The 19,623-nt window shown below is 70.6% G+C and carries 15 protein-coding genes and 1 pseudogene; 11 read left to right on the plus strand and 5 right to left on the minus strand.

The window, feature by feature from the left end:
• From ACFXB5_RS30215 to ACFXB5_RS30260, 10 genes and pseudogenes are all read left to right on the plus strand, one after another.
• The coding region (locus ACFXB5_RS30215; protein WP_385213545.1) for an alpha-L-arabinofuranosidase C-terminal domain-containing protein at positions 1 to 987 on the plus strand (987 nt) is incomplete at its 5' end.
• Positions 988 to 997: 10 nt separating this feature from the next.
• Complete coding sequence (locus ACFXB5_RS30220; protein WP_385213548.1) at positions 998 to 1,465, plus strand: DUF6924 domain-containing protein; 468 nt, start codon at positions 998 to 1,000, stop codon at positions 1,463 to 1,465.
• A gap of 39 nt (positions 1,466 to 1,504) precedes the next feature.
• Positions 1,505 to 2,782 carry an FAD-binding oxidoreductase gene (locus tag ACFXB5_RS30225; RefSeq protein ID WP_385213551.1) on the plus strand — a complete coding sequence of 426 codons (1,278 nt, stop codon included), beginning with the start codon at positions 1,505 to 1,507 and terminating at the stop codon, positions 2,780 to 2,782.
• Positions 2,783 to 2,788: 6 nt separating this feature from the next.
• Positions 2,789 to 2,932 (plus strand): annotated as a pseudogene (locus tag ACFXB5_RS30230) (BBE domain-containing protein); the annotation flags it as partial.
• A 54-nt stretch (positions 2,933 to 2,986) separates the two neighbouring features.
• Positions 2,987 to 3,712: a GntR family transcriptional regulator gene (locus ACFXB5_RS30235; protein ID WP_385213554.1), complete on the plus strand. Its 726-nt coding sequence runs from the start codon at positions 2,987 to 2,989 to the stop codon at positions 3,710 to 3,712.
• A 169-nt stretch (positions 3,713 to 3,881) separates the two neighbouring features.
• Entirely contained in the window at positions 3,882 to 4,922 is a 1,041-nt protein-coding gene (locus ACFXB5_RS30240; protein ID WP_385213557.1) for an ABC transporter substrate-binding protein, read from the plus strand.
• Positions 4,919 to 6,112 (plus strand): ABC transporter ATP-binding protein, encoded by a 1,194-nt coding sequence (locus tag ACFXB5_RS30245; RefSeq protein ID WP_385213560.1) that lies wholly within the window; start codon positions 4,919 to 4,921, stop codon positions 6,110 to 6,112. The genes ACFXB5_RS30240 and ACFXB5_RS30245 overlap by 4 nt, the downstream gene beginning before the upstream one ends.
• Entirely contained in the window at positions 6,073 to 6,996 is a 924-nt protein-coding gene (locus tag ACFXB5_RS30250) for an ABC transporter permease (RefSeq protein ID WP_385213562.1), read from the plus strand. The genes ACFXB5_RS30245 and ACFXB5_RS30250 overlap by 40 nt, the downstream gene beginning before the upstream one ends.
• Positions 6,993 to 7,865, plus strand: a complete 873-nt coding sequence (locus ACFXB5_RS30255; RefSeq protein WP_385213565.1) for an ABC transporter permease — start codon at positions 6,993 to 6,995, stop codon at positions 7,863 to 7,865. The genes ACFXB5_RS30250 and ACFXB5_RS30255 overlap by 4 nt, the downstream gene beginning before the upstream one ends.
• Before the next feature lie 23 nt (positions 7,866 to 7,888).
• A complete protein-coding gene (locus tag ACFXB5_RS30260; RefSeq protein ID WP_385213568.1) occupies positions 7,889 to 9,046 on the plus strand; it encodes an NAD(P)/FAD-dependent oxidoreductase in 1,158 nt (385 codons plus the stop codon).
• Positions 9,047 to 9,334: 288 nt separating this feature from the next.
• On the opposite strand, the gene ACFXB5_RS30265 is transcribed toward ACFXB5_RS30260, so the two are convergent.
• From ACFXB5_RS30265 to ACFXB5_RS30280, 4 genes are all read right to left on the minus strand, one after another.
• Positions 9,335 to 10,537, minus strand: coding sequence for an SGNH/GDSL hydrolase family protein (locus ACFXB5_RS30265; protein ID WP_385213570.1), 1,203 nt, complete (start codon positions 10,535 to 10,537; stop codon positions 9,335 to 9,337).
• Positions 10,534 to 12,957, minus strand: coding sequence for a glycoside hydrolase N-terminal domain-containing protein (locus tag ACFXB5_RS30270; RefSeq protein WP_385213573.1), 2,424 nt, complete (start codon positions 12,955 to 12,957; stop codon positions 10,534 to 10,536). Before ACFXB5_RS30270 ends, ACFXB5_RS30265 begins: the two co-directional genes overlap by 4 nt.
• A 69-nt stretch (positions 12,958 to 13,026) precedes the next feature.
• On the minus strand, positions 13,027 to 14,856 hold the full coding sequence (locus ACFXB5_RS30275) for an alpha-galactosidase D (RefSeq protein ID WP_385213575.1): 1,830 nt from the start codon (positions 14,854 to 14,856) through the stop codon (positions 13,027 to 13,029).
• Between the two features lie 291 nt (positions 14,857 to 15,147).
• The gene (locus ACFXB5_RS30280; protein ID WP_385213578.1) at positions 15,148 to 16,353 is read right to left on the minus strand and encodes an ROK family protein; all 1,206 of its coding nucleotides are present in this window, start codon (positions 16,351 to 16,353) and stop codon (positions 15,148 to 15,150) included.
• Positions 16,354 to 16,586: 233 nt separating this feature from the next.
• Between ACFXB5_RS30280 and ACFXB5_RS30285 the strand changes: the two genes are divergently transcribed.
• On the plus strand, positions 16,587 to 18,722 hold the full coding sequence (locus tag ACFXB5_RS30285; RefSeq protein ID WP_385213580.1) for an alpha-galactosidase: 2,136 nt from the start codon (positions 16,587 to 16,589) through the stop codon (positions 18,720 to 18,722).
• Here ACFXB5_RS30285 and ACFXB5_RS30290 read toward each other — a convergent pair.
• Positions 18,697 to 19,581: a LysR family transcriptional regulator gene (locus ACFXB5_RS30290; RefSeq protein ID WP_385213583.1), complete on the minus strand. Its 885-nt coding sequence runs from the start codon at positions 19,579 to 19,581 to the stop codon at positions 18,697 to 18,699. The two genes, ACFXB5_RS30285 and ACFXB5_RS30290, sit on opposite strands and share 26 nt — an antisense overlap.
• Positions 19,582 to 19,623 lie beyond the last annotated feature (42 nt).

Raw genomic sequence — 19,623 nt, forward strand, 5'->3', positions numbered from 1 at the left:
GCCGACTACGACTCCGGTCCCCACGACGGGTTCGTCGACTACTACACCAAGATGAAGGCCGTCGATCCCACGATCGACGTGCTCGCCGTCTGGGCACCCATCGAGGCCGGAAAGCTCGCGGGCGGGAAGAGCTTCCCCGAGCTCCTCGCCGAACACGGCCACGCCGACAAGTACGACGGCATGGCGATCCACCCGTACACGAACTTCTCGCGGGATCTGAAGGCCACGCGCTTCCCGGACAAACGGGCCGGACACGACTACCAGATGCTCGGGGACGCGGCCGCCGCCAAGATGGTCTCCGACCTCACCGCACTCGTACAGAAACACGGCAAGGAAGGCGCTTACGTCGCCGTGTCCGAGTGCGGCGCGCTCTTCTTCGGGAAGAATCAGGGCGCCGAGGAATATCGCGAGTACTCCTACGCCATGTCGCACGCGCTCTACATGGCATCGCAGTGGGCCCGGTTCGCCGACCTCGGCGTCCGCTGGACCACGGGCAACGGCCTGATCGGGGAGAAGCCGGGACTGTCACGGACACTCTTCGGCGGTGCGCCCAGCTTCGTGCGCACCCCCGACGCGATCGTGCGCGAGCAGCTGAGCGACTTCTTCCACGGCGGCGGACATGTCGTGGACAGCGAGGTGAAGAGCAACCCCGAGGTCTCCACCCACGAGACACCGCTGGGCTCGTCCTACGAGGCGCTGGTGACGAATGCCACCGTCGACAAGAATGGAACGCTCAGCGTCCTCGTCGTCAACCGCTCACCTGATGACGACGTCAAGTCCCGGGTCGACCTAGGGGGGTTTCGGCATGCCGGCACGGTCGACATGTCCGTGGTGGCGGGCAGGTCCTACGACGACTTCAACAACGACGAACACCCCGACGCCGTCACGATCGAAAAGTCCCACGCCACGGCGAAGGGCAACTCCCTGAACTGGACGTTCCCGGCACACTCGGTCACGCTCCTGCGGTTCTCACCAGAAAGTAACTAGAGGATTTCCCATGCCCAATCCCTCCATGCTCCCGGCCATCGATTTCACGCATCACGATTTCGAATCCGAGGCCCTTGTCATACGCACGGACCATTCGGACGACGAAGCATGGCGGGCCGTCGTCGACCTGCTCGGTCAGCCCGACCAGAACGGGTTCGAGGTGCGCACCTACCTGGTCGACAACCGTGCGTTCGCCGGGGCGAGTCCGGATGACGTGCTCTCCGCCGCCGCCGCCGAACCAGCGCTCGAGGTCGTGTTCCTGGCCGATGCCGCCACCATGAGGGGCGAGCACACCCTGCTCGCGGTGTCGACCAGAAGCCAGGAGCTGGAGGACGGAGACATGGAGCTCCCCCGCGAATTCCGTCTGTTGCCCCCGGAAGTCAATCTGATGCATGTGAACCTGGCCATCGGACATATGGACTTCTGGGAATTCGCGTATCACGCGTCACTCGCCGCGGACGGCATTCTCCGCCTGTGATCGCATATCGATGTACCACATGTACCGATGGAGCAAGGCATGACAGTCGACTCACCGACTCGGCAGCGGGCGGTAGCGGAACTCAAGAGGCTCCTGCCTGCCGATCGGGTCATCACCGGGGGTCCCGAGTACGCGGCGGGTACCGCGCTGTGGAACGGCGCGGTCGCGCCCAGGCCCGCGATTCTGCTGCGCTGCACATCGACTGCCGAGGTGCGGGCCGGAGTCCGGACGGCCCGTGAGTTCGGTCTGCCGCTGTCGGTACGGAGCGGAGGCCATGACTGGGCGGGGCGTGCGCTCACCGACGATGGGCTGACGCTGGATCTGACCCCGATGTGCTCGGTGCACATCGATGTGGGGGCCCGTCGGGCGACCGTTGCCGGAGGGGCCAGGGCGAACCGTGTGCTCGCCGCCGCCGACCGGTACGGATTGGTCGCCGCCACCGGCACCATCGGCACCCTGGGCATGGCCGGGCTGGCCCTGGGCGGTGGATACGGCCCGTTGGGCGGCCGATTCGGCCTCGCCGCCGACAACTTGACGGGTGCCGAGGTGGTGCTGGCCGACGGATCCGTCGTCTGGACCGACGCCGAGCACGAGCCGGACCTGTTCTGGGCACTGCGCGGCGGAGGTGGCAACTTCGGCGTGGTGACGTCCATGGAGATCCGTCTGCACGCGGTGCCCGCCGTGGTCACGGGGATGGTGTTGTATTCGCTGCGGCAGGCCCAGAAGGTCTTCGCCCGGCTGGAGGACGTCCTGTCGGACTGCCCGGACGCGTTGACGGTCCAGACCGGGGTCATCAACGGCCCTCAGGGGAAGCCCATGGCCATGCTGTGGCCGACCTGGTCCGGCGAGCCGGTCGTCGGCACGGATCCGGCCGGTCCGGTACAGCGGCTGACGCGCCTGGGCAGCGCCGCGGTGGCCGAGTTCGAGACCGGTTCGTTCGCGGCCGCGATAGCCGCACGGGACACGATGTTCCCGGACGGGCGGTACGTCACCATCCGCACGCGTTCCCTCCCCCGCCACACCCCCGAGGTGGTGGACGCCCTGGTGCAGGGGGCCAAGGCGATGACGTCGCCCCTGTCGGCCTTCTCCCTGCACCACTTCCACGGAGCGGCCGCCCGTGTCCCGTGGTCGGAGACGGCCTTCGCGTTGCGCAAACCGCACATGATGGCCGAGGTCATCGCCGTGTGGACGCCGGAGAAGGACAGCGGCCGGCACGCCGCCTGGGCCGATGCCGCCTCGGCGGCGCTGGAGCCGCACGCCTTCGCCGGCGGCTACGCGAACTCGCTGGGGCCCGAGGCCACTGACCAGATCCCCTAAGCCTACGGCGGCAACACCGCCCGGCTGCTCGCGATCAAGAAAACCGTCGACCCGGACGGCGTGTTCCAGGGCATTCCCCTGCCGCAGGCGGCCCCTGCCGGATGGGAAGCCGTCGCGCCGCCGCGGACCGAGGATGCGTTACGGCCGTGAGTCATATCCATCCAACGTATTGACATATCAATTGGGTGAGATCACTCTCTTCGCATGGCCGAACGTGACCTCCCGCTGTACGAGCAGATCCGCCGGGAGCTGGAGGGCAACATCCGGGACGGCCGGTGGCAGCCGGGGACCCGGGTGCCCACCGAGGCCGAGCTCGGAGAACAGTTCGGTGTCTCGCGGATCACCGTGCAGCGCGCGCTGCGCGAGCTCGTGGACGCCGGACTGGTCGTCCGGTACCGCAGGCACGGCACGTTCGTCGCACAGACCACCGATGAGGAGAATCTGCTCCGCGCCGCGGGCGTACTGACCAGCGGGCCCGAGGCCCACGGCGACCACCGGGTGATCAGCGCCAAGGTCCTGCCCGCGGGCGGCGCGGCGCTGCGGCTGCCCGGCCTGGACGACAACGACGCCGTCGTACAGCTCGATCGCCACAAGCTCAGCCCCGACGGCAGCCGCGTGACCGGCACGGAGCTCGCCGTGCTGCCCTTCCGATTCGCCCCCGACCTGCTCGACCAGGATCTGGTCACCATCACGAGCCATATGTACCTCCGCGACCGCGGCGTGCCACTGCAGCGCTCGCGGCTCTACGTGGAGCCGTACTCCCTGGACGAGGAGCACGCCGAGCTCTTCGGCCTGAAGCCGGGTACCGCGGTCTTCCGCTGGCTGCGCACTACCTGGGCGGAGAACGACGAGGTGGTCGAACACCTCGAAATGATCCTGCCGACCGACACCTCCCGCTTCTATGTGGAGACCTCTCTCCAAGGCCGCTGACCCCTGTTCGCTTCGCCACCGAACCGCTTCCCGCCTCCTCTCTCCCCCGGTCACCCCTCGTTTCCCCCTTCCCTCCCGCCACCTCCGGTCGCGGGAACGGCACTTCCATCTCTCATCGCAGGAGGTAGCCATGCCATCCCCCCGATCAGCCCTGCCCACCCTGTGTGCCGTGACCAGTGCCCTGGCGCTCACCGTCGCCGTCACCGGCTGCGGCGCCCCCAATCCCTCCGCCGGTGGCGGCAAGGGAGGCGCCCTGGTGGTGGCCGGCTACGGCGGCTCGTTCGAGACGGCGTTCCGCGACTCGGTCCTGCCCGCGTTCGAGAAGAGCTGCGGCTGCAAGGTCACCTACATCCCCGGCTCCTCCACCGACACCGTCGCCAAGCTCAAGGCGCAGCGCGCCAATCCGCAGATCGACGTGGCGCTGGTGGACGACGGTCCCCAGGCGCAGGCGCTGGAGGCCGGGCTGCTCGCGTCGATCGACACCAAGGTGGTGCCGGTGGACGACGTGGTGAAGATCGCCCGGATGGAGAACGACTCGGGCGTGGGGTTCGGGCTGACCGCCACGGGCATCGCCTACAACCCCGAGTGGTTCGAGGATCATGGCATCCCCAAGCCCACCACCTGGGAGGATCTGGCCAACCCCAAGCTCAAGGACAAGGTGGTCCTCCCCTCGATCACCAACACCTACGGGGTGGGGCTGCTGGTCGGCGCATCCAAGGCGAACGGCGGCTCGGAGAAGGATGTCGACCCCGGTCTCACGGCGGTCAAGAAGATCGCCAAGAACGCGGCGACGTTCGACACCACCGCCGATGTGTCCAACTACTTCCTCCAGGGCCAGGCCGCCGCCTCGGTGTGGGGGGTGTCGCGGACCTCGACGCTGGCGGAGAAGGACTTCCCGATCGAGTTCGTCTACCCCAAGGACGGTGCGATCGGCCTGGTGACCACGGCGAACGTGGTCAAGAAGGCACCGCATGAGGAGCTGGCCCAGAAGTTCGTGGCCCATCTGCTGGAAGCATCCGTCCAGCGGGCGCTCGCGAAGGCGACCTACGACGGCTCGGTGGTCCAGGGCGTCAAGGAGGACCCCGCCCTGAAGAACAAGGTCGTCAGCACCGACAAGGTGGACTCCCTGCTGAAGCTCGACTGGAAGACCATCAACAAGAACCGCTCCGCCTGGACCGACAAGTGGAACAAGCAGGTGGAGAGCAAGTGACCGCGGGGACGGACACCGTGGGCAAGGAGAGCGCGCCGACCGGGACGGACACCGCCACGCGGGCCGGGAGCGCCCGCGGGCGGCTGGTACTCAAGGGGATCCACAAGGCCCTCGGCGGCAAGGAGGTCGTCCGTGGCATCGACCTGACGATGGAGCCCGGGGAGTTCCTCACCCTGCTCGGTCCGTCGGGATGCGGCAAGAGCACCACGCTGAACATGGTGGCGGGCCATCTGCTGCCCGACTCCGGCGTGGTGGAGGTGGACGGCCGCGACATCACCCGGCTCCCGGCGAACCGGCGGGCCATGGGCATGGTGTTCCAGTCCTACGCCCTCTTCCCCCATATGACGGTGGCGGAGAACATCGCGTTCGGCCTGCGGATGCGCAAGGTCGGCGCGGCCCGGCGCAGGCGCAGGGCGGCCGAGGCCCTGGAGCTGGTGGGGCTCGACGGTATGGACGAGCGCTATCCGCGCCAGCTCTCCGGCGGGCAGCGCCAGCGCACCGCCCTGGCCAGGGCGCTGATCGTGGAGCCCGATCTGCTGCTGCTCGACGAGCCGTTCTCCAACCTCGACGCCCAGCTCAGGGTGCGTCTGCGCGAGGAGGTCGCCGCCCTCCAGCGCCGGGTGGGCACCACCACGATCCTGGTCACCCACGATCAGGACGAGGCGCTCGCGGTGTCGGACCGGATCGCGGTGATGGCCGAGGGGGCGATCCATCAGCTGGACGTCCCCGAGACCGTGTATCTGCGCCCGGCCACGGACTTCGTGGCGCAGTTCGTCGGCGAGGTCAATGTGCTCGACGGGATCGCGGCGGGGGCGGCCGCCGAGGGGCACCGCTGCCGGATCGGTGACACCCACCTCGTCACGGCGACACCGGTGGGCACCGCGCCGGGCGACGGCGAGGCGGTACGGCTCTATGTGCGGCCGGAGGCCGTACGGGTGCTGGCCACGCCCGAAGCCGTGTCCGGGCAGGGCCGCTCGGCGAGCACATCCACCCATACGGCGGCGGAGCCGGGGCTGCCCGGCACCGTCGAGGCCACCCGTTTCCTCGGCACCCGTGTCCGCTGCGTCGTGGCCACGGCCGCTGGACGCATCGAGGCCACGCTGCCGTTCGGTTCCGAGGTGCCCGCGCTGGGTCAGGAGGTGATCTGCGCATGGCAGCCACAGCACGCGTCGCTGACGGCACGGCCCTGACGCCCGACGGCTCGGCGTCGGCGCCGGGGGTTTCCCGGCCGGTCAAGAAGCGCGGCCCGTGGCGCACCGGTCTGCTGCTGGCCTCCCCCGCCATCGCGGTGCTCGCCCTGCTCTTCATCGCACCGCTGTTCATGCTGGTGTACAACAGCTTCCGCACCCAGGCGGGCGATCCCACACTGCACAACTACACGCGGTTCCTCGGGGACTCCTTCTACCGGGAGGTGCTGTGGCACACCTTGTGGATCGGCGCGCTGACCACCCTCGGTTGCCTCGTCGTGGGCTACCCGTTCGCCGTCTATCTGCGCGGCCGCTCCCCCAGGACGCGCAACTACCTCTCCCTCGTGCTGCTGTCACCACTGCTCATCTCCATGGTGACCAGGGCATACGGATGGCTGGTGCTGCTCGGGCCGAAGGGGCCGATCGCGGACGGGTTCCACGCCATGGGCCTGGACGCGCCGAAGATGCTGTACAACGACATCGCGGTCGTGGTCGGCATGGTGCATGTGATGCTCGCGTACATGGTGCTGCCGCTGATGGGCAGCCTGGACCGGATCGGCCCGGCCCTCACACCCGCGGCCAAGGGCCTGGGGGCGAGCGGCTGGACGTGTTTCTGGCGGATCACCGTGCCGCTGTCCCTGCCGGGGATGCTCGCCGGTTCGCTGATCGTGTTCAGCCTGACCGTCTCCAGCTTCGTCACCCCGGCGATCCTGGGCGGGCCCACGGTGAAGCTGATGCCGTACTTCGTCTACACCGAGGCGACGTCCAATCTGAACTGGCCGTACGCGGCGGCGATCGGCTTCGTCCTGATCGTGGTGACGACGATTCTGACGGCCGTGTACGCCCGACTGCTGCGCGGGCGTGGCGGCAAGGAGGTGTTCGCGTGACCACGGCAGCGGAAACCGAAGGGGCAACCAGCAAGGTCGCGGGCGAGCCGATCGCCACCGGCGCGGGCGGGCGCGCGAGGCGCCTGCTCGGAGCCGTGTTCGCCGCGCTCGTCGGCCTGTTCCTGCTGGCGCCCGTGCTGGTGACCATCGCCTCCTCGCTCACCACGACCAGCTACGTCACCTTCCCGCCCAAGGGGCTGACCCTGCACTGGTACGCGGAGCTGCTGAACCGCCCCGAGTTCCTGGACTCGTTCCTGCTCAGCATCGGCGTGGCGGCGGGAGCGGCCGTGGTGTCCACGGCGCTCGGGCTCGCCGCGGGCCTGGCCATCCACCGCTATCCCTTTCCGGGGAAGTCGGTGCTGGACAGGCTGTTCTCGAGTGCGTTCGCCGTGCCGACGATCGTGCTCGGCATCGGGCTGCTCCAGTGGTACGCCCAGCTCGGCATGGCGTCCAGCCCGCTCACCCTGCTGCTGGCGCATCTGGTGCTGACCGTCCCGTACACCGTGCGCCTGGTGCTGGCCGGGCTCGCCGGGCTCGACCGGTCGGCGGAGCTGGCCGCCGCCGGGCTGGGCGCCAAGGCTCCACAGGTGTTCTGGCATGTGACGCTGCCCGCCGTGCGCGGGCCGCTGATCGCGGGGGCGTTCTTCGCCCTGATCACATCCTTCGACGACCTGACGATCGCGCTGTTCGTGGTGACCACGGACATGCAGACCCTGCCGGTGCGGATCTTCAACTACCTTCAGTACAACTACGACCCGACCGTGACCGCCGTCGGCACCGTGATGGTGCTCTTCGCCGCGGTGGCCGTCGTCATCATCGAGCGCGTCGTCGGCGTCGCGCATCTGTTCGGGGCCGACCCCGAGAACTGACCTTCGTGCCAAGGAGGATTCCCGTGCGAGTTGTGGTCATCGGAGCCGGAGTGGTGGGCGCGGCGGTGGCGGCGGAGCTGGCCGCGCGTGGCGCCCGGGTCACCGTACTGGAGGCCGATCACCCCGGAGCGGGCACCACCGCGAACTCGTTCGCCTGGATCAACAGCGCGAACAAGGAGCCGGAGCCGTACTTCGCGCTCAACCACGCCGGTATCCGCGCACACTACGAGTTGGCCGGGGACGGCGCGCCGTGGTTCTTCCCCGCCGGAAACCTGGAGTGGGCGGTGACGGACCGGCACAAGGAGGTGCTGGCCGGGCGGGTGACACGGCTGACGGCCCGCGGCTACCCGGCGGAATGGTTCACCGCGGAACAGGCCCGGGAGCTGGAGCCGGACCTCGCGCCGGCACCGTCCCACGCCGTGTTCGCCTTCTTCCCCGAGGAGGCGTACACCCTGCCCGTGCTGCTGCTGTCCCGGCTGCTGGGAGCGGCCAGGGACCGGGGCGCGACGGTGGTCGGCGGCGCCAGGGTGACCGCGATCGAACACGGCACGACCGGAGCCACGGTGATCTGCGCCGACGGCGGCCGCCACCCGGCGGACACGGTGGTGAGCTGCGCGGGCCGGTGGACACAGGAAGTGGCCCAATTGACCGGTGCGCACGTCCCCATGGCCGACCCGGATCTCGCGGGCTCGGCCACGGTCGGCTTCCTCGCCACCACCGCACCGGCGGCCGCGCGGCTGTCCCGCGTGCTGACCGGCCCACGGCTGAACGTCCGCCCGGACGGCGGCGGTCGGCTGCTGCTCCAGGCCCTGGAGCTGGACGCGACGGCGGACCCCGCCGAGCCGTACGCACCCGACGGCGAGATCGCCACCGCCATGCTGGCCCGCCTGCCCGAGGTGCTGAACGGCGCCGAGGGCACCGTGGTGGAGAAGGTACGGGTCGGCCGGCGCGCCATGCCGGGCGACGGCTTCACGGTGGCGGGCTTCCCCTCCGCCGACGTTCCGCTCTATGTGGTGGCGACCCACAGCGGCATCACCCTGGCCCCGCTGCTCGGCCGCCTGGTCGCGGACGAGCTCTACGGCAAAGAGTCCCCCCTGCTGAAGGACTTCCGGCCCAGCCGCTTCACCTCGGGCGCGGTCCTGCCCCCGCCACCTCCGGCCCGCCGCCCGGGCGAACAGTGAGACGGGCCCACGTTGAACGTCAGCCTGTAGGCGTGCGAGGAGGTGCCCACGGGCCGCGTGAAGTGGAGGTTCGCCGGTCCGCCTGAAGCGCGAGCCATGCGGCCAGTTGCCACCGTGGCCCCGCGCCATGCGACCGCCGGGGCCCGCCCCCCCGGCCCCGCCGGGGGGACGGGGGTAACGGGGCGGCGGGGGGGGGGGGGGGCGGGTGGGGGGCGGCGGCCCCCCCGGGCCCCCCCCCCACGCCCCCGCGGGCCCCCGCCCCCGGGCCCGCGGCGGGTCGAACGGGTCTCAGGGGCCGTCGGCGCAGTCGAGTGCCGTGAGGTCGATGGCGTCGGCCAGCGCCTGCATCCCCTTGTCGTTGGGGTGCAGATGGTCTCCGTTGTCGAATAACGGCAGGATGCGCTCGGGGTCGTAGGGGCTGCGCAGGGCGCGGTCGAAGTCGGTCACCGCGTCGAACTCACCGCTGCCGCGAATGAAGGCGTTGACCTCCTGGCGTACCCGCTCGGCGGCCGTGTCCCATTCGCTCCAGCCCTTGAAGGGCCCCACGGTGGCACCGACCACGCACAGGCCGGCCGTGTGCGCCCGCTCGATGATCCGTCGGTATCCGGCGATCATGTCCGCGGCGGTGACACCGGTGTGCGCCTTGATGTCGTTGACTCCCTCGAAGAGGAACACGGTCCGCACACCCGGAAGGGACAGCACATCACGGTCGAGCCGGTTCAGGGCGCTCTGCCCGGCGCCGTCGGCGAGGACCTTGTTGCCGGAGATCCCCTCGTTCGCCACTCCCTTGACCTCTGTGGCCGCCTGCCGCAACCGGCGCGCGAGGTAGTCGGGCCAGCGGCGGTTGAGGTCGGTGGTGGACTGCCAGCCGTCGGTGATGGAGTCGCCGAGCGCGGCCACGGCACCGGTCGCGGCGGAGGTCCGGACGGTGGCGGCGTCGAGGTAGAACCAGGAGCCGGTGGGGTCCGTCCAGTGCGCGGCGCTCTCCTCCCCCGTGTGGTCGCCCTGGGTCGTGTACGACGTCTGCGTCGCCATCCCGTGGCCCGTCGCGGGACCGGCCGCGTCGGGGGTGTGGAGGCTGACGACCAGGTTGGTGGCGGCGGGCAGGCTGCCGGGCAGGGCGTCGCTGACCACCACCTCGCCCGCCGGGATGGTGACGGTGGGCGCGCCGCCGAAGGTCAACCGCCGGTTGCTGCCCCGCTCCAGCTCGGCGCCCGACTTCTGCACGCCGGCGTAAGAGCTGTCGAGGGTCAGCGGACGGTCGCCGAAGGCGTTGGAGAGGCGGATGCGCAGATCGCTCCCGCCGACGCTGGTGTGCACGACCATCCGATAGCCGCGGTCGGGCGTCCCGTCTCCTACCCGATCCGCGCTCGCCGCCCAGGTGACGACCTCGTGTCGGCCGCCCGCCGCCGCGGCGGGTGTGGCGTGCAGCGCGGCGGCCGCGAGCAGTACGACGCCCAGGCCACCGGTGGCGGCGCGGCGAGCCGTCATCGGGTGAACCCCTTCAGCGTGACGGACGCGCCGGGCTCCAGGCGGACCGTGCGGGAGGTGCCGCCATGGGTCACCGTCGTCGTCCAGCCACCGACGCTGTGGATCCGGGCCGAGGTCGGCACCCCCCGCTCCCAGCGCAGATCGACGACAAAGCCACCTCGCGCGGCCAGTCCCGTGACCGAACCGGACGCGGCCCAGGCGTCGGGCAGGGCGGGGAGCAGTTCCAGATGGCCGGGGCGGGAGTACAGCAGCATCTCGCTCATGGCGGCCGGGGTGCCGAAGTTGGCGTCGATCTGGAAGATGCCGCGGCCCTTCTCCACCTCGTAGATGTCGAAGAGGTTGAACGCGGTGCCGTTGCTGCCGTCAGTGGACGGGCGGAGGTTGTTGGCCACGAGCTGGTATGCCGTGTCGGCGTCCTTCAGCCGCGCCCAGCACGCGGCCCGCCAGGCGTTGGCCCAGCCGAAGCTGTTCATGCCACGCGCGGTGAGCAGGGCGGTGGCCCCGTCCACGAGCTCCTGGGGAGTGGAGCCGTCGGGGCGGATACGGTCGCCGGGGAACAGGCCGATCAGCGGGGACAGATGGCGGTGGGTGGTCTCCCCGAGGTTGTCGGGGGACATCCACTCCTGGAGCCAGCCGGTCTTCGGGCTCACCTCCGGCAGGTACAGCTTCTTCCGCAGCGAGGCGATCGTGTCCGCGTAGTCGGTGTCCTTCTTCAGCTCGGCGGCCGCGGCGGCGAAGTTGCCGAACAGCGCCCACACCAGTTCCTGGGCGTAGGTGATGCCCTTGGCGTCCTGCGGGCCGTGTTCGGGCGACCAGTCCTTGTCGTCGATCAGCACCTCTCTGGATGTGCCGGGGAGGGTGGTGGTGAGCAGCCGCGCCTCCCAGAACTCACAGGCGCCCTTGAGCAGCGGGTAGATCTTCGCCAGATACGCCCGCGACTGGGTGTACTCGTAGTGCTCGTACAGGCTGTTGCTCAGCCAGGCGTTGCTCGCGGGATGCCACCACCAGCCGCTTCCGCCGTGGATGTTGGTGGAGAAGGCCACGGTCCAGCCGGCGACCTTCTCTGTGGAGTTGCGGTAGCGGTTGCGCGGGTCGTTGAAGAGGTCGTGGGTGAGCTTGGCCCAGGACGGGAGCTGGGCGAGGCAGTAGTCGGCGAAGGCGTCGAAGCACGGGGACAGCCCTGCCCGGTCGGCCATCCAGTAGTTCATCTGGATGTTGATGTCGGTGTGGTAGTCGCCCATCCAGTCCGGGTCATTGCCGTCCAGCCACAGGCCCTGGAGGTTCAGGGGGAGGCTGTCGCGCGAGCCGGAGATCATCAGATAGCGGCTGAACTGGAGGTAGTACGCCTCCAGTTCGGGATCGGGGACCCCGTCCCGGGCGCGTGCGGTGAGGCGCTGCCAGGTGTCCAGGGAGCGCTGGGCGTCCGTGGAGGTGCCGAGCGAGAGGGTGAACCGCTCGTACAGGCCGCGGTAGTCGGCGATATGGGTGCGCCGCAGAGTGTCCGCGGAGTGCCGGGCGGCGGCGAGCACCTTCGTACGGGCCAGCTTCTCGGGGTCGAGGGTGGGGTCGCGGTAGCCGCGGTCGGCGTCGGGCGCGTAGTTGGTGCCGCCGCTGACCACCACCGTGAGGTCCTTGCACCCGGAGAAGTCGACGCGGGTGCCGTTGACGCGGACCCGGCCGCCGCTGCCGTACGCCGTGACGGCCGCGCCGTATCGCAGGCCGTTGGGGAAGGACGCTCCGAACGACTCCGCGCTCGCGGGCTTTTCGCCGTGGGTGCCCTCCAGGGTGACGCTGCCGGTGTAGCGGCCGCCGCCACTCTGTGTGAAGTGCAGGACGATCGCGTCATCGGGGTGGCTGGCGAAGATCTGGCGCCGGTAGGTGACGCCGGAGTGGACGTAGGAGCTGGTGACCAGTCCCTGCGCGAGGTCGAGGGTGCGGCGGTAGCCGTTGACGCCGGACAGGTCGTGGTCGGGGATGTCCACGGTGAGCCGGGCCAGCAGGGTGAACGAGCCGAAGTCGCCACGCCCGTAGGGGAATTGGCCGTCGGCGTCGAGGGTGTCGTTGAGGCCGCCGGTCCACATCGTGGCGTCGGTGATCAGCAGTAGCTCGCGGCCGGGGTCGTTGCTCGCGAGGGCGCCGAGGCGGCCGTTGCCGACCGGCAGGCCCTGCTCGATCAGGGACCCCTCGTCGCCGGGGGCCCGCCACCACAGCTCGTCGTGTGTGGAACCGGTGAGCGGCGGGGTGTCGGCCGGGCGCCGGGGTGCGGCGGAGGCGGTGAAGGCGGGCAGGGCACCGAGGGTCAGGGTGAGTCCGGCCGTCGCCGCGAGGGACAGCGCGGTTCGTCTGCTGGGGTCCCTGCCGGAGTCCGGGTTGAGGTCTCCGTCGGGGTCTCCGCCGGTGTCGGTCGGGCGGGGGTTCATGGCGGCTCCAGGCGTCTGAGATCGGCAGATCGGCAAGGGGCCCGGCCGAGGGGCCGGGCCCCTTGGTGTTCAGGAGGACTTCGGTACGTCGATCCGGTCGATGTCCGGTGCGTAGCCGGAACCGCTGTCGAACGTGATGGTGTTGGAGCCGGCCTTGAGCGTCACCGGAACGTGGACACTATTGACGGTGGACCAGTCGCCTGTCGAGGGGAACTTGTGGCGGGTGGCGCCGCCGCCGTTGGCCGAGACATCGGCGGAGCGGGCGTCACCGCTGACGTAGGCCACCTTGACCTGGTAGGTGCCTGCCTTGTCCACGACGACGTTGTTGATGGTCAGCTTGGACCCGGTGTAGAGGTTGCCGACCTTGTGGCCGTCGGAGCAGGCCGCGCAGTCGGCCACGGAGGCGTTGCCACCGAGGGTGTTCGCGGAGGACTCGGCCTCGATACCGGTCCACGTGAGCGCGTCGCCGCGCGGGGTGACCGTGAAGAGGCGGGAGCCGTGGGCGGGCAGGGCCTGGGTGATCCGGTTCTTGTCAGTGCCGATGTTCTCGTGGTTCCACAGATCCCGGACCGCGGCCTTGCCGGTGAAGCCGAGCGTCGACCAGTCGGCGGTCACCGAGGCCGGCCTGTCGGCCAGGTTGAACAGGGCGACCGTGTAGGTGCCGTCGTGGTTCTTCGCGGCCCACACCTGCTGGGAGTCGGACGGGGTGACCGGCCGCGCGGGCGGGGTGTCGCCCTGGTTGGCGGCGATGACCTCGCGGTTGGTCAGCAGCGACAGCCCGTAGGAGTCCAGGTTGGTCACATCGTCGCCGGTGTAGAGCGGGGACTTGGCGATCGCCCACAACGTGGCGTAGCTCTGCCGCTCGGCCTTGGTCAGGCCGTCCATCTCGCCATTGCCCACATCGAGGGAGTCGAGGTCGTTCCAGCCGCCGGGGCCGGCGTGCCGGGTCCAGGCCGGAGTGTCGTCCCAGCGGTCGTCGACGGAGTTCTCCCAGCTGACGAGCGTGTTGCAGTAGCACTCGACGTCGGTGTCGACGCGCCAGCCGTTGGAGTGCTTCTTCCAGTCGTCGGCGTGCCCGATGTCCAGGGACCAGGACAGCTCCAGGTGGATCGGGCGGCCGGTGGCGGAGATCGCCTTCTGCCAGGCGGCCACGTCGGCGACGTTGTCGTAGTTGTCGCCGCTCTTGAAGGAGCCGGGGCCCACACCGTCGAGCTTGAGGAAGTCATAGCCCCAGTCGGCGAACATCCGCGCCTGGGAGTCGATGTACTTCTGTGCGCAGGGATTCGAAAAGTCGATCTTGTACGCGCTGTCCCAGCCGTTGGTGGTGCGCAGGTCGTCGTAGACGATGTCGGCGGTGGTGCAGCCCTCGGCGTTCCAGATCGGCACCTTGCCGCCGCCGTACGCCTCCTTCTCCAGGCCGACGGGCAGATAGATACCGGCCTTGAGGCCCTTGGAGTGGATGCGGTCGGCGACCGACTTCATGCCGCTGGGGAAGCGCACGGGGTCGGCCTTCTGTCGCCCGTACTTGTCGAACTCGGGCTTCCACGCGTAGTCGCGCCACCAGCCGGCGTCGATGTTGATGTACTCGTAGCCGTACTTCTTGAGCTTGGTGGCGAGGGCGTCGGTCTGCTTGAGGACGTTCGCCTCGGTGAGGTAGCTGTAGTCGCCGTTCGGGTTGAGGCCCGGGTACTTCGACGACTGCATGCTCCAACTGGACCAGCCCATATAGGGCTTGGCGGCGGCGGTGGCCGAGGGTGCCTGGGTGGCCGTGGTGGCCTTGCCGCCGTCGGGCTGTGCCCGCGCGGCCGGGGCCGTCGTGGCGAGGCCTGCGGCGAGGGCCAGGACGACGAGGGATCTCAGACCGCGTACGGGCATGACGGGGTACGAGGGTGACCGCATGGGTCTGCCTCCTGGGGGTGTGGTTCGGGGAACGGGGTGGCGGGGAGACGCGGCGGGATTCGGGGGTACGGCGGCGGAGGTCGCCCTTGTCTCGACCGACGGCGGGGAATGGCAGCGGGGAATGGCAGCGCGATCGAGGCAGGCAGGCGGGGCCGGCCGGACGAGGCCCGGCGGGGCGGTCAAGCGTCAGGGGAAGACGGCCGCGCGGGAGAGGCGGTCGCCGCGTCCGCGACGGGAGCGGGGAGAGGTCGCGGAGGGCACGGTGTTCTCGGTCGTGTCAGGCGGGCGGCGTCATGGCTGCGGTTCTCCTCCTCGTCCGCGCTGGTTCGCGTCTGATCTGATGAAGGACTGGATGGCGGTCGCCGCGGCTCCACGGGCCCACTCGTCGAAGGGCAGCGGCCGCGTCTGCACGTCGCACCGCGCGGCGGAGCCGAAGGCCGCCGCGGCGAACGCGTCACGGATGTGGTCGGCGAACAGGTCGTAGGCGGCCAGGCCCTCTCCGGAGATGATCACGCGTTCGGGGCCGAGCAGATTGGCCACGGTGGCGATACCGCGGCCGATGGCGTCGCCTGCCCGTGCGTAGATCTCCCGTGCGCCGGCGACGCCGTCGTGGGCCAGTCCGGCGGCCTCGACCGCGTCGGCCACCTGGACCCCCGTGGCCGCGCGGACCTGGCGGACGATGGCGTCGTCGCTCGCGATGGCCTCCACACAGCCACGGTTGCCGCAGTGGCAGCGGGGGCCCGCCGGGTCGACGGTGACGTGTCCGATCTCGCCGGCCACGCCGTGGGCCCCGGCCACCACCCTGCCGTGGACCACGAGACCGCAGCCGATGCCCGCGCCGACCGTTACGACGGCGAAGCCGGACAGTCCCACCCCCGCCCCGAACCACTGCTCGGCCACGGTCAGCGCGCGCACGTCGTTGTCGACGGTCACCGGCAGACCCGTGGTCATGGTGGCGAGTTCGGCGAGCGGCACATCGCGCCACTCCAGAAAGGGCGAGTAGCGCACCACGCCCTCGGCGCGGTCCACATCGCCGGAGACGGCCATGCCCAGGCCCGCGACGCGCACGCCGAGGCCGTCCGCCTCGATGAGCAGTTCCCGGACGAGTTCCGCGGCCGTCCCCAGCACCGCCTTGGGGTCGCGGGCGGGGAGGGGGATGTGCCGGGCGACGAGGATCCGGCAGCACAGGTCGGTGAGCACACCGATGATCGTGTCCCCGGTCACCTTGACCCCGATGAACAGCGCACGGCCGCCATCCACCCGCACCAGGTTCGCGGGCCGCCCGAGTGCCGGGCGCGCGTCCTCGTCCACGTCCTCCACCAGGTAGCCGGCCTCGATCAGGGGACGGACCGCCTTGGTGACGGCCGCGGCCGACAGCCCCGCCCGCCGCGCCACTTCCAGGCGGGTGAGGGGGCCCTGCGACAGGACCGTGGTGAAGATCTGCGAGGCGGCCGACGTGCGCGCCGGGAACGACTCGACAGCGGAGGGCGAGGACATGGCCGGGAACCTAGGCCGCTTATTTTCCGCTGTCAATGAAAGAAGCAAGAATCTCCTGAGGATTGCCTGTGAGCCCCGATGCCACTTCCAAAGCCCGGCCCATGCGGGGGTGTTGACATGTGATCGAAGGTCTCGTTGGCTTACTGGGCGACCCTCTTCTCTCACTCGCCGAGCGCCCCACATCCGTACGCGACACCCGCCGCTCCCCCGCCGCCCTTCGAACGTGAGGCCCGATGCCGACGATCTCCCATGCCCCGGACACCGGGGTCTGGCTGCTGACCACGCCCCGTACCTCGTACGCCGTGCACATCGACGAGACGGGCGCGCCCTGCCACCTCGCCTGGGGGCCGCGGCTGACGCCGCGGGAGGCGGAGCAGCTGGTCGTGCCGGCCGGGGAGGCGGCGAGCAGCTTCGAGGGACGCCCCGCGGTGGGCGAGGAACTGCCGGTCGACGGCGGCACGCGCTACGGCGCGCCGTCCCTCCAGGTCCGCTACGCGGACGGCTCGCGCGGCTTCGAGTGGCAGCCGACCGGGCACCGCGTCCTCACACCGTCCGACGGCGTCAGCGAACTCCATCTGGAATTCCGCGACCGCCACTACCCGCTGCACGTCGCGCTCCACTACCGGGTGCGGGACGACACGGATGTCATCGAGCGCTGGACGGTGCTGCGCAACGACGGTGAGCAGCCTGTCAGCCTGCCGTGCGCCGACTCGGCGGCCTGGTCCCTGCCGCCACTGGCGGACTACCGGCTCAGTCATGTCACCGGGCAGTGGTCCGCGGAGAGTCAGCTGCGCCGCGAGCGCCTGCCGCACGGGGAGACCGTGCTGACCAGCCGGCGTGGCATCCCCAGCCACCACGCCGGTCCTTGGGTGATGGTGGACGAGGGCGACGCCGGCGAGGAGCACGGCCGGGTCTTCGGCGCGGCCCTCGCCTGGAGCGGGAGTTGGCGCATCACCGCGCAGCGCACACCGGACGGACGCGCCGGTTTCACCGGTGGCGTCGGCCACGAGGGCACCTGCGTGCCGCTGGCGCCGGGCGAGGAATTCACCACCCCGGTGTTCGCCGGGCTGTTCACGGACGGCGGGTTCGGCGCGGCGAGCCGGGCCTGGCACGCGTACACACTGCGCCACGTCCTGCCGCACGGGGGCGAGGTGGCGCCCGTGCTCTACAACTCCTGGGAGGCCACCGGCTTCGACGTGGCCGAGGCGAACCAGAAGGCGCTGGCCGAGCGGGCCGCCGCCCTGGGCGTGGAGCTGTATGTGGTCGACGACGGCTGGTTCGGGGCCCGGCGCAGCGACCACGCGGGGCTGGGCGACTGGACCCCGGCCCGCGACCGCTTCCCGCGGGGCCTCGGCCCGCTGGCGGACACGGTGCACCGCCTGGGCATGCGCTTCGGCATCTGGGTGGAGCCGGAGATGGTCAACCCCGACAGCGACCTCTACCGCGAGCACCCGGACTGGGTCCTGCACACCCCCGGCCGGGCCCGCAGCGAGCTGCGCAACCAACTCGTCCTGAACTTCGCCCGCGACGACGTGGCCGACTGGGCCTACGGCTGGCTGACCCGGCTGGTCGCCGACCACGGCGTCGACTTCCTCAAGTGGGACATGAACCGCGCCTTCAGCGAGGCCGGGTGGCCCGGCACTCCGGACGGCCACGACCGGCTGTGGACGGGCTATGTGGGCAATCTGTACGGCGTCCTCGACCGGCTGCGGGCCGACCACGCCGGGCTGCGCATCGAGACGTGCAGCGGCGGTGGCGGACGCGTGGATCTGGGCATCCTCACCCGTACGGACCAGGCGTGGGTGTCGGACAACACCGACGCAGTCGACCGTCTGGTCATCCAGCACGGCTTCGGTCAGCTCCACCCGGCGCGCACGATGTCCGCGTGGGTGACCGATGTACCCAATCAACTCACCTCCCGCACCGTGCCGTTGAGGTTCCGCTTCCATGTGGCGATGTGCGGGCTGCTGGGCATCGGCGGGGATCTCGCCCGCTGGTCCGAGGCGGAACTCGCCGAGGGCGCCGAGCTGGTGGCCGAGTACAAACGGGTGCGCCACCTCGTCCAGCACGGCGCCCTGTACCGGCTGTCCGGGCCGCACGGCGAGCTGCCGACCGTGGTGCAGTACGCCGCCGGGGACGGCAGCGAGGCCCTGGTGCTGGCCTGGCAGCGCGGCCCGCGCCACGGAGTCCCTCGGCTGCCGGTACGGCTGCGCGGGCTCACCCCCGGCGCCCGCTACCGCGACACCCGCACCGGCGAGGCGCACCACGCCACCGTGCTGGCCGAGTACGGATTCCGCCCCGACCTCCCGTCCGGTGATTGGGCGAGCACCGCCGTGCACCTGGTCAGGATGGGGCAGGACGAGACGTAACACCGCCACTGCCGCGGTAGGCGGCGGTGGCGATGTCGACGAACGAGCGGATCAGGGGGTTCGTATCGGCCTCGTGCCACGCCACCACCACGCGGCTCGGCTCCATGTCGATCAGCGGCACCACGGTGAGCCCCTCCGGCGGCTCGTGGTCCACGAGGGTCATGCCGACCGTGCCGTTCCACAGCACGGCTTGCCGGCATTCCTGGACGCCGCGCACCACGGGGCCCTCACGGGGTTCCCCGCCGTTCCAGTACGACTGCCAGCCGGGGTCGGTGCCCTCCGGGAACAGGAACCAGCGGCGGTCCGCCAGGTCGGCCAGTTTCAGGCTGCCGCGGCGGGCCAGCGGATCGTCGGCGCGCAGCAGCGCGCCCACCGGGTCGGCGCGCAGCTCGTGCACGGTCAGGCCGGTCTCGTCGAACGGCCCACGGGTCAGGGCGATGTCCACCAGCCCGGCGTGCAGCCCGCAGGTGGGATCGGTCAGGTCGGTCTCGCGGATGTGGACCTCGACGCCCGGGTGCCGCCGGTGGTAGGCGCCGGCCAGCCGGGTGGCGCCCGGGTCGGTGCTGTCCCCCAGGATGCCCACGGTGAGGCTCGCGGTGCCGGCCGCGGCGGCCACGCGTACGCGTACCCGCTCGGTGTGGTCGAGCAGAGCGCGCGCCTCGTCGAGCAGCATCGCCCCCACCGGAGTGAGCGTGACACCGGTGGACGACCGGTGGAACAGCGCGGCGCCCAGCTCGGTCTCCAGTTGCTTGATCGCCCGGCTCAGTGGCGGCTGGCTCATGTGCAGCCGGACGGCGGCCCGGCCGAAGTGGAGTTCCTCGGCGACCGCCACGAAATAGCGCAGCGTGCGTAGCTCCATGGTGCAACGATACCCATCCGGTATCGAGACCGCGGAAGAAGT

This window comes from Streptomyces sp. NPDC059455 (assembly GCF_042750115.1).
GTDB classification, from domain to species: Bacteria; Actinomycetota; Actinomycetes; order Streptomycetales; family Streptomycetaceae; genus Streptomyces; species Streptomyces endocoffeicus.

Bases quoted from the DNA above. Each gene is read 5' to 3' on its own strand.
- ACFXB5_RS30220 (WP_385213548.1), top strand. From the start codon at position 998: ATGCCCAATCCCTCCATGCTCCCGGCCATCGATTTCACGCATCACGAT.
- ACFXB5_RS30225 (WP_385213551.1), top strand. From the start codon at position 1,505: ATGACAGTCGACTCACCGACTCGGCAGCGGGCGGTAGCGGAACTCAAG.
- ACFXB5_RS30235 (WP_385213554.1), top strand. From the start codon at position 2,987: ATGGCCGAACGTGACCTCCCGCTGTACGAGCAGATCCGCCGGGAGCTG.
- ACFXB5_RS30250 (WP_385213562.1), top strand. From the start codon at position 6,073: ATGGCAGCCACAGCACGCGTCGCTGACGGCACGGCCCTGACGCCCGAC.
- ACFXB5_RS30265 (WP_385213570.1), bottom strand. From the start codon at position 10,537: ATGACGGCTCGCCGCGCCGCCACCGGTGGCCTGGGCGTCGTACTGCTC.
- ACFXB5_RS30270 (WP_385213573.1), bottom strand. From the start codon at position 12,957: ATGAACCCCCGCCCGACCGACACCGGCGGAGACCCCGACGGAGACCTC.
- ACFXB5_RS30275 (WP_385213575.1), bottom strand. From the start codon at position 14,856: ATGCGGTCACCCTCGTACCCCGTCATGCCCGTACGCGGTCTGAGATCC.
- ACFXB5_RS30280 (WP_385213578.1), bottom strand. From the start codon at position 16,353: ATGTCCTCGCCCTCCGCTGTCGAGTCGTTCCCGGCGCGCACGTCGGCC.
- ACFXB5_RS30285 (WP_385213580.1), top strand. From the start codon at position 16,587: ATGCCGACGATCTCCCATGCCCCGGACACCGGGGTCTGGCTGCTGACC.
- ACFXB5_RS30290 (WP_385213583.1), bottom strand. From the start codon at position 19,581: ATGGAGCTACGCACGCTGCGCTATTTCGTGGCGGTCGCCGAGGAACTC.